Below are 14,155 nucleotides of genomic sequence, written 5' to 3'. Positions count from 1 at the left end.
CCATCAGCCGCGTCGGCAATGGCGGCATGCCCGCCCCGTCCGAATAGACCGTGCCGAAGTGGACTTCTAACACCGGCCAGTCGATAGCCCGCGCCAGACGCACCAGTTCGTGCTTCATGTTGATGATCTGGTCGAGCCGGGAGCGGAATAAATCCTGTTCACCCGTTTCGCGCCGTTCGCGTGGTTTACCCATTCCTGGCTCTCCGATTCACCGCGAAAAACCCAGTGAATCACGCTTCGCCAACCAAGGAAACCTCAAACTGATTTTGCAAGGAAACAGCCCGTTCCGCCGCCGTTTCCTGCAATTAGAAGATCTGCAGATCCCTCGATTCTTACGTCAAATCAGCAGCTTCCGAGTTCTTCACGGCCGACGCAATATCAGCAATGGCAGAGCGACCGACTGGCACCCGGCGGCTGTTCGGGTCCGTGCTTCCGAATTCGTCTTACGCCACGAAAATCGAACCTCAAAAAAATAGTTTTCTCGGGCTTTGTACGAGGCGGTTACACGGGTTTGTCTTATGCTGGGAGAACAATTGCTTGGTGCGCGGCTAATTCCCGCAAGCTTCCGCTATCGCAGCAAACCCTGACGGAGGCTTGCATTCAGATGTCCATGCGATTTGGCTGGGCAAGGCAGGGGGCCGGGAGAGCGAACAAGGGCTCACTCAGTGCGCGCAAGTGCCGGGGACTTGTCCGCATAAATGATTTCATACCATCACTGCGAGTGAACTTCCAGTTAGCAAATAATCCCTCGATAAGAAGAGCTCATCGATGGCAGTCACTTCTGATGGGTCAGCAAATCAAGCCGCATAGGCCCAGGTTTTCGGAACGGAAGAGAGACTGGATCCTCCGCTTCTCCGTAATTCAGCGACTAGACTGCAAGTGACAGGATAGAGCACCCGTCGGATCTGAGAACAACAAGTTGCTGTCGAGGGTGTCGCAATCCCCTTTTGAATTCATCCCGCAAATCATTAAGTGAACCGTTCAGCCCTGTTACGATGTTTCGGGGCAGAGACGGTTCGGAATACGCGGGGGTAGCGACCTGGGTAGAGGGCACCTCAGGCATCAAAACTCTTCCCAATCCGCCTTGCGAGCGGTCGCCGCATTGCCAATGAAATTATTTGCAAGCTTACGACCGAGTGCCAGCGCCGGCGATTCGACCGGCCTTGCGGCTCCAACGATAAGACGCGGCGCCGTCAATGGTTCTAATTTGAATCGAGCAATGAGATTGCGAAGTGTCGTAACCTGATCGGCCAGGCCATTGGTGGCAGCGGTCGATTCCTCCACCATGGCAGCGTTTTGCTGTGTGGCCTGATCCATTTGGCTCACCGCGGTGCTAACTTCTGAAAGGCCCGTCGATTGTTCCCTTGCAGCAATCGAGATCGAATGAACATGCTCGTTTACCTTGAGAACTTGACGTTCGATCGTCGCCAGGGCTGACCCCGTCGCGGTGACCAGCTTCACGCCGACGGTAACCTCATCGCTGGAGCGATTGATCAGCGCCTTGATATCCTTCGCGGCATTCGCAGATCGTTGCGCCAACTCGCGAACTTCCTGGGCAACGACCGCAAAGCCCTTGCCGGCATCGCCCGCACGGGCGGCCTCGACGCCCGCATTCAAAGCAAGCAGGTTTGTCTGGAAAGCGATTTCATCAATGACGTTGATGATTTGACCAATCTCGCCGGAGGCTTGCTCAATCCTGCCCATCGCCGCAATGGCTTGCTTAACGACCGAACTTGATTCTTCAGTGCTCTTGCGTGCTTCGTCGACCATATGGCTGGCTTCCAGCGCCCGTGCCGTGGAATTCTTCACTGCGACAGTGATTTCCTCGAGCGCCGAAGACGTTTCTTCGAGCGCGGCTGCTTGTTGCTCGGTGCGCTTGGACAGGCTGTCGGATACAGTCCGCATCTCCGTGGTATTGCTATTGACGGTTTCGACTGCGCCGGACACTTCGCCGAGTATGGAATGCAAATTGGCCACCGTCGCGTTGACGTTGTCCTTCAGCTCGCCAAAAACCCCCTCGAATTCTCCTCGCATCATTTCGGTCAGATCTCCCTCTGCAAGGGCTGCGACAATCCGGCGGGTTTCAGCGATGCTGTTATCAACAGAGGCCACCAATTCGTTGACGCCGGTGGCAAAACGGTTGAGATCCGGATTGTCATAGACCTTTGTGATCCGCTGTTTGAAATTTCCCGCAACTGCCGCGGAGACGACCGCACCAATGCTTGCCTGCAGGTCGGCGCTTTTAGCCCGTAAAGCCGCTTCCTGGGCATTCAAATCCCGAACTTTGATACCATTCTGCTTAAAAACTTCCACCGCTCGCGCCATAGCGCCGATTTCGTCATGACGGCTGACGTAGCAAACGGGCACTTCCAGATTTCCTTCGGCGAGCACACCCATGCTGTTGGTCAAAACGGTAATTGGGCTGACAATCGCCTTTGAGCCGTAAAGGGCGGAGATGAACAACGTGGCGATCGCCAGCAACCCAATGCCAAGATTGAGTCGTAAGATCAGCTTTGCGGCTGCATTCGCATCTTCGTCAGCCTGGCTCGCAAGCCTTTTCGCGGCGTCCACGCCCTCATCGAACAGTTTGGCTGCCTGATCGGAAGTCGCCAGAAGTTTTGCCTGAGTCTCTGTTGCCTTAGCTTGAATGGCAGGAGAGGTATCTTTGCTCTGCAATTTCATCTTCACGACATCGACCAGGTCGGCGGTCGCAGCGAAGAAATCCTCGCTCAATGATTTGAGGGTTTGCACTCGGTCCCGGTCAGTCTGGTCTAGCTGGGTGGCTGCCTCATCAAGATAGTGGATCACGGAATGATGGCGTGCAGATAAGTAGTCGACAGCCTTCGTCACTTCTTCAGGCGATGACGCCAGTCGGAGATCGCGAATGCCGATCAGCATGCCGCGTAGAGATGCTTTCGCGTCAACCAAATTGCGGGAAACAACGAGCTGATTTTTCAGAAGCTCTGACCGGTCAGCAATCTTCTGGCCGCCATAAAGGACAATCAGAAGCATGGTCGCGACCATTAGAATGCCGATCGCGGAGAGGGCCGCAAGTTTTGCACTGATGCGGGCTGAAACGACGGTCAGCATTTGTAATCACTCAAGTGATCCGCACGTTAGCATCATAGAACCGGCAGAGACGGAGTTGGCGCTCAGCATCATGCAAGGCGTCAAACGCGTATGGCGCGGGTATCACGGGATTACCCTGTCGCGCTGTGGCCATTATAAAACTGTCATAACGGTAAATAAGTCGCTTAAATTCGGATGAAAAATGTATGGGTGCGATTTCGAACCTTTACCCCAAGCCGTTTTCATTTATGACAGCTTTGTGACAATCCTGTAGACGGGTATCGAACATGCTGGGCTGGTTCAAAAAGCTGTTGCCGCGCGAGGACAAGTTCTTTCATCTCTTCGAGCGCCATTCCCGGGCAGGTGTCGCTGCAGCAGAGGCTATGGAGGCAATGCTTGCCGGCGAAGGCGAGATCGAAAGCCACTGCCGCCGCATTATCGATCTTGAGCATCAGGCGGACGAAATTACCCGCGAGGTGCTGCTTGCCATCCGCCGCAGCTTTATCACGCCTTTCGATCGCGGCGACATCAAGGACCTGATCCAGTCCATGGATGATGCGATCGACATGCTCAATAAGACGGTCAAAACTATCCGACGTTTCGAGCAACATACGTTTGAGCCAGGGATGCGAGAGATGGGAGTCCTGATTGCCCAGGCAGCCCGCCTTGTCGCCGAAGCAATACCATTGCTCGCCGAGATCGGGCCGAATTCCGCACGGCTGGGCGGGCTCGCCGAAGAAGTTACGCGTGTTGAAGGCAAGTCGGACGAGCTTTACGAAGAGGGCTTGAAAAACCTCTTTCGCACTCACGGCAATAACAATGTCATGGCATATCTGATCGGCAGCGAAATCTATGGCGAATTGGAAAAGGTTGTTGACCGGTTCGAAGATGTCGCCAATGAGATCAGCGGCATCGTCATTGAGAACGTCTGATGAACGCAACCCTTGTCTTGCCCGCTCTGATCGGACTGGTCGCGGTTGCCCTTGTCTTCGATTTTTTAAATGGCCTACATGACGCAGCCAATTCAATTGCAACTATCGTCTCGACTCGTGTGCTAAGGCCGCAATATGCCGTGTTCTGGGCCGCGTTCTTCAATTTCATCGCCTTCCTGTTTTTCGGATTACATGTTGCGGAGACGCTTGGCACAGGCATCATCGATCCCGCTATTGTGACGCCTGTGATAATCTTTTCTGCTCTTTCTGGCGCGATAGTGTGGAATGTCATCACGTGGCTGTTCGGCATTCCGTCGAGTTCGTCGCATGCCCTTGTCGGGGGACTTGTAGGCGCCGGTTTGGCCAAGACTGGCGGAAGTGCCATTGTGTTTTCAGGTCTGGCAAAAACGGTCTCTGCCATTTTCCTGTCGCCAATGATTGGCTTTTTCCTCGCCTTGCTGCTGATCCTGGTTGTGTCGTGGTTATTCCTGCGGCAGACGCCATTCGCCGTCGACCGGACCTTTCGCGTCCTGCAATTCGTCTCTGCCTCGCTTTACTCGCTTGGACATGGTGGCAATGATGCGCAGAAAACGATGGGCATCATTGCCGTTTTGTTGTTTTCCCAAGGTTACCTAGGTTCCAGCTTCTATGTGCCCTTGTGGGTGGTGATATCGTGCCAGGCGGCAATGGCGCTTGGCACGCTGTTCGGCGGCTGGCGGATCGTACATACGATGGGCTCGAAAATCACGAGGCTTAATCCGATGCAGGGTTTTTGCGCTGAGACCGGCGGCGCCTTAACGCTGTTCGGGGCGACTTGGCTTGGCATACCGGTATCCACCACGCATACGATCACCGGCGCGATCGTCGGTGTGGGTGCGGCCCGGCGCGTTTCGGCGGTGCGCTGGGGCCTTGCCAGCAATATCGTCGTCGCCTGGATTGTGACGCTTCCGATATCCGCATTGATATCGGCTGCTGTTTACGCGTTAGCTGTGATGATCTTTTGAAAGCAACAGTGGTGCCTGTCATCACCCCAAAGTACCAACGCCGAGAGTCGAGGCAATCCGGCCCAGCCGCTGCGAGGAAATGACGAGTGTTCATCGCCCCGGAACTAGGCCGGGTGGCGATCGCGCCTACTACATCGTTCAAGAGCGAACAAATCGCGACGTTCGAATCTGCGTCCGTCAGACCGCTTAGAACAGGGTCTTGCTTCGCATTTCATGCGCCGAGCGCGTCATGGCGGACGGTGGCCTTAGCCTTATGGTGGAGCAATTGAGACCACGGCAAAAATCTGACAAGCTCGATTACATGTCAAAGGAAGACTGCGGAAAGCCTGCGTCGACAAAATCAAGCCATTTGCTGCAACAACTGGCGCGGACGCCGGACAAGCTGTTTGCCGGCGCGTTCCGAAATCAGTATGGTGCGCTTTGCTTCCGCTATAAGGAAGGCGGGAAGCAGATCGAGATCCTTGTCGTTACCTCACGTGATAGCGGGCGGTGGATCATTCCGAAGGGATGGCCGATGAAGGGTAAAAAGCCTCATGAGGCGGCTGCGATCGAAGCTTGGGAAGAGGCCGGGGTTCGCGGCAAGATTCGCAAGGCGCCGGTTGGACGGTATACCTATCTGAAGGATCTTGAAAACGGCAACGTCGTGCCATGTGTCGTCGATATGTTCCAGGTGGAGGTGAAAGAGACCAGGGCTGATTTTAAGGAGAAAGGACAGCGCCTGCTTGAATGGGTGAGCCCCGACGAAGCTGCCCGGCGTGTGCGCGAGATCGAGCTTAAGTCGCTGCTCGTCAATTTCAAACCTAAGGAAAAATAGCGTAGGAAAAGCTTGCGAACCATTTCCGATGGATGCACGGCTGCCAGGCGCCCCCCAAGGGGCCTCTCTGCTGTAGCATAACTTGCATGCCCACCGGGTATGCATTGAACACCCATCCGCCCATGATCGGGGAGAGACGAATGAGTGAATGGATCCCAGTAGACGAGAGTGTAGCGATCGACAGGGCGACGATTGCAGCCCTCATCGCCGATCAGTTTCCTCAGTTCTCTCATCTGCGGGTGAAGCCGGTCCTCCGCAGCGGCTGGGACAACCATACCTTCCACCTCGGTGCGTCTTCCCGCGTAGAGCGTCTATCTGTCCCAGACGGAGAAAGAGACCACTTGGCTGCCAAGGCTCGCTCCGCACCTGTCCTTCGCCATTCCAGTGCCCGTCGCTCTGGGTAAGCCCGGCCATGGCTATCCCTTTCCCTGGTCGATTTGGGAATGGATCGATGGCGAGCCGGCGAGCACCGAAGTCATCGGCGACCTAGGACAGTTCGCCGAGGATGTGGCGCATTTCCTCAAGGCTCTGGCTCAATGCGGGACGGAAGGAGCGCCGCCGGCGAGCGTAGCAAATTTCTTCAGGGCGGGGGACTTGGCGGTCTATGACGTGCAGACACGCTCATGCCTTGCAAAACTCTCCGGCGTTGTCGATAGCGATAGGCTCGGCCACATCTGGGAAGCGGAGCCGCTGGACCCATCCTGCAATATGGGTTCACGGAGACATCGCCTCGGGCAATCTGCTGATTCGAGGCGGTCGACTGCACGCGGTGACCGATTTTGGCAATTCCGCAGTCGGCGATCCCGCCTGCGATCTCGTCATCAATTGGACGATGTTCGATGCGTCCGCACGCCGGCAATTTCGCGCGCATTATTCCACTGACGCCGATACCTGAACGCGAGCACGCGGCTGGTGCATTTGGAAAGCGATGCTGGTCTTTTCCGAGAACCTGGAAGACGTCAACATTGCTCGCCGTGAAAAGGCCGTCTTAGACGCTGTGCTGAGCGATTGTGTGGCTTGATGGCTTAGAGAGTTCTTGCTGCCGACGACCAGTGCTGGCACCTCGCAATGCAGGCAATTTTCGGTGCCTTCAGCCCGGCGTTTTCCGACGATCGTCACCGTATGTTCGCTCTTCACGGATCGTCCCATCATTTTTATGCAAAATGGCTTGGGCGCGAGCACCCCTATTGTGAGCCGCGCGGCCCCCGCAGGCCGCAGCGGTCGCGGCACTCTCAGATTCCGCATGGGTTTTATGGGTGGAAATGATCTTTTCGCCTGAAGTGACCTTCCAGCCTTCCTTTGAGGGCGATGAATGGAACACTTCCCGCTTTGCTAGGGGCTTCTCATCCTCGCAATATTTGCGATTGCTAAAGTACAATGTTGACCAATGTCGGCCGCGGTGTGACAGGAGCGCGCGAACGGGCCACCTTCACACCAGGAACATAAGGTCTAGAGTATATTCCCCGGCCGCCAGTTCCTTCGACAAATCAGTATCTGGCGAAATCCAATAGCATCAAAGGGCTTAATGCCATCAGATCTGGTGGGTCTTCGGTTCGTATCCGCTCAAGAGAAAATACTTGAACAGTTAGCGCTCAGGAATTCGATTGCCGAGGACAAATTTGTAGCGTTCCGGTCGAATGAAGAATTCCGATCTCTCGGCGCAGGCGCCGTTATCGAAATATGATGTCCGTTCGAGCACGAGCAGGACCGCATTTGCGGCTGCTCCTATCGGCGACGTTATCCGAGACGACACAGCGCGCGCGCCGATCGCAATTTCGGCGGAAACAATATTGGCGCCGGCTCTGTCTTTAAGAAGCGCATAAGTCGGTTGCTGCTCGGCGAACTCTCGCTGCAGATCCGACATGAAGGCTGGCAAGAGGCTTCGGCCCACTGCAATTGGCTCGTCATTTACCACATGAAGCCGCTCAAGAAGCGTACATTGCGTTCCGAACAGGGGGATGAAAGCTGATGGCGTTTCAAGCGCGCTTAGCTCGATGATGCGCATGGTGGCGTCGAAACCCTGAACCTTCAGCGACTCATGAAAGCTACGCAGCGTATCGATTTGATGGCGCACCTGCTTGCCGGCCACGAAAGTGCCCTTGCCTTTCCGACGCTCGATTAGCCCGTCCTTGTCGACCTGTTCCAGCGCCAGCCGGACGGTGACGCGGCTGACATTGAAGCGGGCCATGATCTGCGATTCCGACGGGAGCCGTCCGGAGGGCTCGTAGGTCCCTTCGGTGATTTCGGCACGAAGCCGATCGGCGATCTGCAGGTACATCGCCACCGGGTTGTTCCGTATCAGGTTCATAGGTTTTCCATCGAGGTTGAAAAGACCACGGAGCAGAGCAGCTTTGGAATAGAGTTCCCGGTTGCCGCCATACAAGGGGAACTCTTCACGTTGATAACCTGTATTATAATGTATTAAAAATTGCGGCAACTCCAATCCAGGGTCGTCCGAAGGCAACATGGCATCTCTACCTACTCCACGGCAGATTTCATCCGGTGCCGCCTTTTCCGTGGACGGCATGGCTTTCGCCTATCCCGAAGGCCGACGCGGCGTATTCGAACGGTTTTCGCTGAAGGCTCGCCCAGGAGAATTAGTGGCGGTTCTGGGTCCGTCCGGATGCGGTAAGTCGACGCTGCTGAATCTTCTGTCCGGCTTTCTGCGCCCGCAATCGGGACATATCACCATAGACGGTGCGCCCGTTGCGCCCGAACATCCGGGCCTCGGTTATGTATTTCAGTCGCCGAACCTCTTTCCCTGGCTGAGTGTCCTGGAAAATGTCCGCTTTGGCCTGCGCATGAATCGCCGGGGATCGCTGCAGGAGCAGCGAGCCGTGGCGCTCAATTTTCTGCGGCTTGTCGGTCTGGTAGAGCAAGCGGAGGAGCCGCCTCATCGGCTGTCGGGTGGCCAGCGTCAGCGCGTTGCGCTTGCACGTTCACTGGCGCTCGAGCCGCGCCTTTTGCTCATGGATGAACCATTCGCGGCACTCGACGCGATGACGCGCGCAACCCTTAACGACGAACTGCTGCTCATCTGGTCGAGTTTGGGCCAAACCGTGCTGTTCATCACCCATGACATCGACGAAGCGGTCTATCTCGCCGACCGGGTGCTCGTCCTCGGCGTGCCGCCGGCAGGCATAACAGCCGAAGTGGCAATCAATCTGCCGCGTCCTCGCGACCAGCGCGGCACGAGAGCCAATCCATTGTTCGCGGAACTGCGCGAACGGCTCTCCGAGGAAATCGCCAAGCTCACGGCCGGCAATAAACGCGTTATTTGAAAAGGACTATTCGATGAAAGGCATTTTACCTGCAGTTCTTCTCGCATTTGCAGCCGCTTTGCCTGCCCATGCCGAGGACACGCGACCGCTTCGCATTGGTTGGGTCCAGGCGATGGCGAATGCGCCCGCGTTGATTGCCGAGGAGAAAGGTTATTTTCGGGAAGAGGGGTTGAACGTCGAGCTCAGGGGTTTTGGCGACGGTCCGGTCATCCAGCAGGCAGTGGCCGGAGGCGAAATCGACGTGGCCTATATCGGTGCGCCGCCGGTCTATCAGTGGGCCGCGCGCGGTCTCGAGGCGAAAATCATCGCCAAGGTCAACTATGGTCAGGCCGCCGTTATCGCGAAGACGGATGGCCCCATCCACGTGCTTTCCGATCTCAAAGGCGAGAGGCTCGCCGGCGTCAACAGAGGCAGCGGCATGGATGTGCTGCTGCGTGGTTATGTCCTGAAAGAGGCCGCCGGCCTCAGCCCGGACACGGACCTCGCGCTGTCGCAAATGCCCGTAGGCAACATGAACGCCGCGCTCGATACCGGCGTCGTCGATGCAGCTTTTTTGTGGGAGCCCTTCATCAGCCAATCTGTGCTCCGAGGTGCAAGTCGCGTTGTCTTCGATGTGAACGGAGCTTTGCCCGGCTACCCCTGGTACGTCGTGGCAGCGCCTGCCGAGACGCTGAAGGAGCGACCGGACGATCTGGTGAAACTGCTGCGGGCGAATTCGAAAGCCATTGCCTTTCTCAGAGAGCATCCTAAAGAGGCCAATCAGATCATCGCCCGAGGCTTTAAGTTGGAATCCCTGAAGGCTGCCAACGGAAGCGTGGTTCCGCCGGAAAAGATCGTTGCGGAAGCAAGGAAACGGCTCGGATGGTCCGCTGAAATTGAGCCGTCCGACCGTGCCTTTATCCAGCGGCTCATCGATTATTCCGTCGACCTTGGCTTTCTCGATAAGCGATTGAATGTCAATGACATCATTGACGATAGCTTCGCCGCGAAGGCAGCCGCTCAACAGTGAGATCCGATCGATGACAAAGTTGGCAGCGCGGCTGCATTTCCCGCAACCGTCCTGGCGCTGGGCAGCGCTTCCGTTCCTGTTGGTGACATGGTGCCTCGCGGCAAGCCGGGTTCCTTCCTATGTGCTGCCGCAGCCCTGGGACGTAGCGGCAGAGGGGGTTCGCTGGGTCCGGTCGGGCGAGTTGGGCCGTCAGGTCATGGCGAGCTTGCTGCGGGAATTCGGCGGATTCGGCGTGGCCGTCGTGGCGGCGGTGCTCATCGGCGTATCCGCCGGACTCTGGCGGCCGTTCCGCGAGTTCGTCCAGCCTCTGGTCGGCCTCTTCATGGCTATCCCGCCGATCGCCTGGGCGCCGCTGTCACTGATCTTCTTCGGCCTTGGATATCTTTCCATTGCCGTCGTCATATTCATCGCATCGGCCTTTCCAATGGCCCTGACTATTCAGGAGGGCGTGCTTTCCATCAGCAGCGGCGAGGTGCGTGCGGCACGCATTTTGGGTGCCAAGCGGCTGCAACTACTGGCTCATGTATATCTTCCCGCTTCTCTCCCTTTCCTGACTGCCGCATTGCGCATTGGTTTTGCGCAGGCGTGGCGTGCGCTTGTGGCGGCCGAGATGATCGGCGCCTCTCAAGGTATCGGCTGGATGGTCGCCATGGGCGGGCAGCTCGGCAATTCGGCGCAGGTGCTTCTCGGCATCGTGCTGATCGGGCTCACCGCGTGGCTCATGGAGAGCCTCGTGTTTCGACGAATAGAGCGCCGCTACGAAGGCTGGCGCGGACAATAACGGACATTTCCCATGACAGAGATTTTACCGCACAAGACTCAAGCCGCCGTCCGTTCTCCTACGGGTCTTGCCGATCATTTCGATACTCTTCCCTTTCTCGGCCGTCTAACTTGCCAGAGGCAGACGCTGACAGCGGGTGAGTGGACCGAACTTGAGCTCGTTTATGAGGTCGGCGCTGTCGGTCTCGCCGACGGCGCATGGCTGAAGCTCGCTTTCAAGTTCTATTCCGACTGGGCGCTTTTTCAGACAACGGACCCGACTGGCGCCAATTATGTTTCCGCCGAATATCACGCCGGCCCTCTGGTTCCGGGGCAACGCCCGGGTACGGTTCAGGCACTGAAGGTGCGTTTCGATCAGAAGGGACACGAACGTCCCTTCCAAAAGGCTGTCATCATCGATGTCGTCGACGGCTACCTCAATCCCGGCGACCGGATCGTAATCCGCCTCGGCGATCGGCGGCAGGGTGGGGCCGGCACCCGTGTGCAGACTTTCGTGGAGAAGGCGTTCCGCTTTCGACTGTTCATCGACCCGTTGGGAAGCTCGAAATTTGCGGAAGTGCCGGGCGATTGCAAGCTGGAGATCTTGGCCGGCCAACCGCACGCCCTTCAGATCATCGCGCCGCGGCTGGTCGGCCTCGATCAATCCTTCGATCCGATCGTGCGTGTCGACGACATATGGGGAAATACCTGTCACGGTCGCGACCTGCAGGGCAGGTTTGGCATTACAGCTCCGGATGGGTCGCCGCGAACGGAGCCAATAACATTCGTCTCGGAAGGCTGGACGTTCGTTTGGATTTCCGGCCTTTCCCTCGCGGGCGCCGGCGAGTGGAAATTGGAAGCATGGCTGAACGGCGAACCGTCCGTCGCCCCGGCCGTCGCCTATGTACAGAGCGAAGAGGGCGCCTTGCGCCCCCTCTATGCGGATTTGCACGTCCATTCCGACGACACCGTCGGCACGAACGATGCGACGTACAATCTCACCTATGGACGCGACATCGCCGGGCTTGACGTAGTGGGCTACACGGTCAACGACTTCAACATCACCGAGGCGAATTGGGACAAGGCCGTGGAGATCATCCACGAACTCAACGAACCCGGCCGCTTCGTCTGCTATCCGGGTACGGAATGGTGCGGCAACTCCGCCGCCGGCGGCGACCGCAACGTCGTCTTCCTGCGCGACGGTAAACCGCGGTTTCCTTTCGATGAGAAGGGGCGGACGCTTCGCTCTTTCGAGTGGAATGAGACGACGGCCGGAACGATCCGACCGGGCGTCTGGCCTGTAGACCGGCTCCATGCTGCTTATGAGGACGATCCGGAGGGCCATTTGCTGATCCCGCATGTGGGCGGCCGGCGCTGCATTCTGGATTGGAACCATCCGGAGCTGGAAAGGCTCATCGAAATTGGTTCCGCCTGGGGACAATTTCATTGGCTCTATACCGAGGCGCTCGCGCGCGGATATCGGGTCGGCGCTTCCGCAGCCAGTGACGAGCACCAAGGCCGGTGCGGTGGCGGCGCACCGGCAACCGGAACCTTCGGTTCGCGCGGCGGACTGACGGGCGTCATCGCCGACCGCTTCGACCGGGCCGGCGTTGGCAGCGCGCTTCGGGCGAGGCGTACTTTTGCCACGACCGGTGAACGCAGTTTTGCGGTTCTGTCGCAAGGGAAACATGTTATGGGCGAAGTGTTCGATGCCGAGCCAGGAATGCCGTTGGCTTACCGGCTGCTCGGCCATGCCGGCTGGGAAGAGGTTCAGCTCTTTGCCGGCGACCGCGTAGTTTGGCGCCGCGACTTGCATGCCGAAGCGGGCTTCAGCGAGAGGAGCGTGCGCATCCGCTTCGGCGGCGCACGGATCAAGGATCGATATCGGGCCGCCTATTGGAGCGGTGAGGTGGCTGTGACGGGCGCCGCGCTCCTAGATGCCCGCGGAGTCGGCTTCGACCATCCCGAACAGAGCATGTGGCGTACGGGTCTCGGCAGGCTCCGTTTCAAAACGGCAACACATGGAGATGTCGATGGTATTGAGCTCAAGCTTTCGGACCTGCGTGATGCCCGTATCGCCATTACAGCAAAGCTCCATGGCTACAGCAAGATCGGGGATCCGCTGCACCCGCCGCCGCATATCCATGCTCCCGAAGTGTCGCTGGAGGCAAGCGGAAACGACCTGATCGCAAAGAGCTCCGTCTCGATCGATCTTGCCGGTGTCGAGCTGCGGCTTCTGATAGAGCGCGTTACCGATCAGCCGCTGCCGCGCGATCTCTCCGGCGAAATACCAATTGCCGAACTCGGATTGCAGGAAGGACGCGAGCATCCGCTTTTCCTGACCGCAAGGCAGCGGGATCAATCCCGCATCTGGACGTCCCCGTTGTTTATGACAGTTCAGTAGCCGGAGATGCCCGAGCCAGCGCTTGTGGGTCTATCGGGGAGAGCCCTGTTCATGCAGGATTGCAAGGCCAACCGAGATCCCAGCTGGCTTTGACGCCGCATCAAAAACGGCTCTCGCCGTTTGGGCCATGCCGCCGCTGCCGCGGCGGTGGGCTCGCCAGCCTCATGCGGCCGGCAGCGCGCTGATCGGGATGTCGTCGCTCTCGTCGCCACTCTCGAAAGCCATTTGGTCGGCGAGCTGGCGGAGTTGGTTGAAGTCGGCGGGGCTGTCGAAGGAGCTGCCGCCGAGGCGGATGGCGACGGAAAGCGGCGCGCCGTCGGCGCTGAAGGTGGCCGCAGAGACGCCCGTGCGGATGCGGGTGCCGATGTCGCGGGCGTTCTCGACCGTGGCGCCAGGCAGGAAGATGCCGAGTTCGTTGGTCGCAAGCCGCGCCACCAGATCGCCACGACGAACCGAGGACTGGATGATCGAAGCAAGCGATTGCATCACGGTGTCGGCCCATTGCGGCCCGTAGCGGCGGCCGATGTCGTCGAGCGTATCGACGATGACGGCGATGACGATGCCGCCGGCATCGGTCGCGACATGCTTGCGCCGGTCGATAAAGTGCTCGACGGCCGCGGCAAAGGCAGTGCCGTTCAGCGTCTTCGTCACGCTGTCGTAGCGCGCCGCATGGGTGACGTTTTCCTGCATCTTGCGGACGACGCCGTTGTTGAGCTGCAAGGCAAAAAGCAGCGGAAAGGCCACAAATGCGGAGATAAGTGCTGCACCGACAAATCCGACTAAAAATGGTCGATTCGGCATCAACAGGTTCAACATAAGTAAAAGACCAACGGAACAGACCACAGCGCACAGCGCGCCGAGCGTGGCACTCCGCAGGGCTTTG

12 protein-coding genes and 2 pseudogenes are annotated in these 14,155 nt (G+C 58.0%); 9 read left to right on the top strand and 5 right to left on the bottom strand.

Translation table 11 applies throughout. The features are described from left to right. Together QDY28_RS25980 and QDY28_RS25975 are read right to left on the bottom strand one after the other, a co-directional pair. A pseudogene (locus QDY28_RS25980) lies at window positions 1–193 on the bottom strand (IS5/IS1182 family transposase); the annotation flags it as partial. Between the two features lie 869 nt (window positions 194–1,062). Next, window positions 1,063–3,090 carry a methyl-accepting chemotaxis protein gene (locus tag QDY28_RS25975; RefSeq protein WP_331384252.1) on the bottom strand — a complete coding sequence of 676 codons (2,028 nt, stop codon included), beginning with the start codon at window positions 3,088–3,090 and terminating at the stop codon, window positions 1,063–1,065. Window positions 3,091–3,356: 266 nt separating this feature from the next. On the opposite strand from QDY28_RS25975, the gene QDY28_RS25970 reads away from it, so the two are divergent. From QDY28_RS25970 to QDY28_RS25950, 5 genes and pseudogenes are all read left to right on the top strand, one after another. After that, window positions 3,357–4,001 (top strand): DUF47 domain-containing protein, encoded by a 645-nt coding sequence (locus QDY28_RS25970; RefSeq protein ID WP_331384251.1) that lies wholly within the window; start codon window positions 3,357–3,359, stop codon window positions 3,999–4,001. After that, window positions 4,001–5,005, top strand: a complete 1,005-nt coding sequence (locus QDY28_RS25965; protein WP_331384250.1) for an inorganic phosphate transporter — start codon at window positions 4,001–4,003, stop codon at window positions 5,003–5,005. Before QDY28_RS25970 ends, QDY28_RS25965 begins: the two co-directional genes overlap by 1 nt. A gap of 301 nt (window positions 5,006–5,306) precedes the next feature. Continuing rightward, the gene (locus QDY28_RS25960; RefSeq protein WP_331384253.1) at window positions 5,307–5,819 is read left to right on the top strand and encodes an NUDIX hydrolase; all 513 of its coding nucleotides are present in this window, start codon (window positions 5,307–5,309) and stop codon (window positions 5,817–5,819) included. A 315-nt stretch (window positions 5,820–6,134) separates the two neighbouring features. Continuing rightward, window positions 6,135–6,359 (top strand): annotated as a pseudogene (locus QDY28_RS25955) (phosphotransferase); the annotation flags it as partial. Window positions 6,360–6,423: 64 nt separating this feature from the next. After that, window positions 6,424–6,714, top strand: coding sequence for a phosphotransferase (locus tag QDY28_RS25950; protein ID WP_331384249.1), 291 nt, complete (start codon window positions 6,424–6,426; stop codon window positions 6,712–6,714). A gap of 195 nt (window positions 6,715–6,909) precedes the next feature. On the opposite strand, the gene QDY28_RS31070 is transcribed toward QDY28_RS25950, so the two are convergent. Continuing rightward, on the bottom strand, window positions 6,910–7,140 hold the full coding sequence (locus QDY28_RS31070; protein WP_442967590.1) for a DUF2188 domain-containing protein: 231 nt from the start codon (window positions 7,138–7,140) through the stop codon (window positions 6,910–6,912). A 264-nt stretch (window positions 7,141–7,404) separates the two neighbouring features. Further along, window positions 7,405–8,346, bottom strand: a complete 942-nt coding sequence (locus QDY28_RS25945; RefSeq protein WP_331384248.1) for a GntR family transcriptional regulator — start codon at window positions 8,344–8,346, stop codon at window positions 7,405–7,407. Between QDY28_RS25945 and QDY28_RS25940 the strand changes: the two genes are divergently transcribed. The 4 genes from QDY28_RS25940 to QDY28_RS25925 are packed head-to-tail and all read left to right on the top strand — an operon-like array spanning window position 8,285 to window position 13,272. Beyond that, entirely contained in the window at window positions 8,285–9,100 is an 816-nt protein-coding gene (locus QDY28_RS25940) for an ABC transporter ATP-binding protein (protein WP_331384247.1), read from the top strand. The two genes, QDY28_RS25945 and QDY28_RS25940, sit on opposite strands and share 62 nt — an antisense overlap. A 13-nt stretch (window positions 9,101–9,113) precedes the next feature. Continuing rightward, complete coding sequence (locus QDY28_RS25935) at window positions 9,114–10,109, top strand: ABC transporter substrate-binding protein (protein WP_331384246.1); 996 nt, start codon at window positions 9,114–9,116, stop codon at window positions 10,107–10,109. A gap of 10 nt (window positions 10,110–10,119) precedes the next feature. Further along, a complete protein-coding gene (locus tag QDY28_RS25930; protein WP_331384245.1) occupies window positions 10,120–10,890 on the top strand; it encodes an ABC transporter permease in 771 nt (256 codons plus the stop codon). A gap of 12 nt (window positions 10,891–10,902) precedes the next feature. After that, a complete protein-coding gene (locus QDY28_RS25925; protein ID WP_331384244.1) occupies window positions 10,903–13,272 on the top strand; it encodes a hypothetical protein in 2,370 nt (789 codons plus the stop codon). Between the two features lie 162 nt (window positions 13,273–13,434). On the opposite strand, the gene QDY28_RS25920 is transcribed toward QDY28_RS25925, so the two are convergent. Further along, window positions 13,435–14,073 (bottom strand): GGDEF domain-containing protein, encoded by a 639-nt coding sequence (locus QDY28_RS25920; protein ID WP_331384243.1) that lies wholly within the window; start codon window positions 14,071–14,073, stop codon window positions 13,435–13,437. Window positions 14,074–14,155 lie beyond the last annotated feature (82 nt).

The sequence above is a fragment of the Rhizobium sp. BR 362 genome, from assembly GCF_036528765.1.
In the GTDB taxonomy this organism is placed as follows: Bacteria; Pseudomonadota; Alphaproteobacteria; order Rhizobiales; family Rhizobiaceae; genus Rhizobium.
The sequence above is the reverse complement of the archived record's forward strand: the minus strand, read 5'-3'. Positions and strand labels throughout refer to the sequence as shown.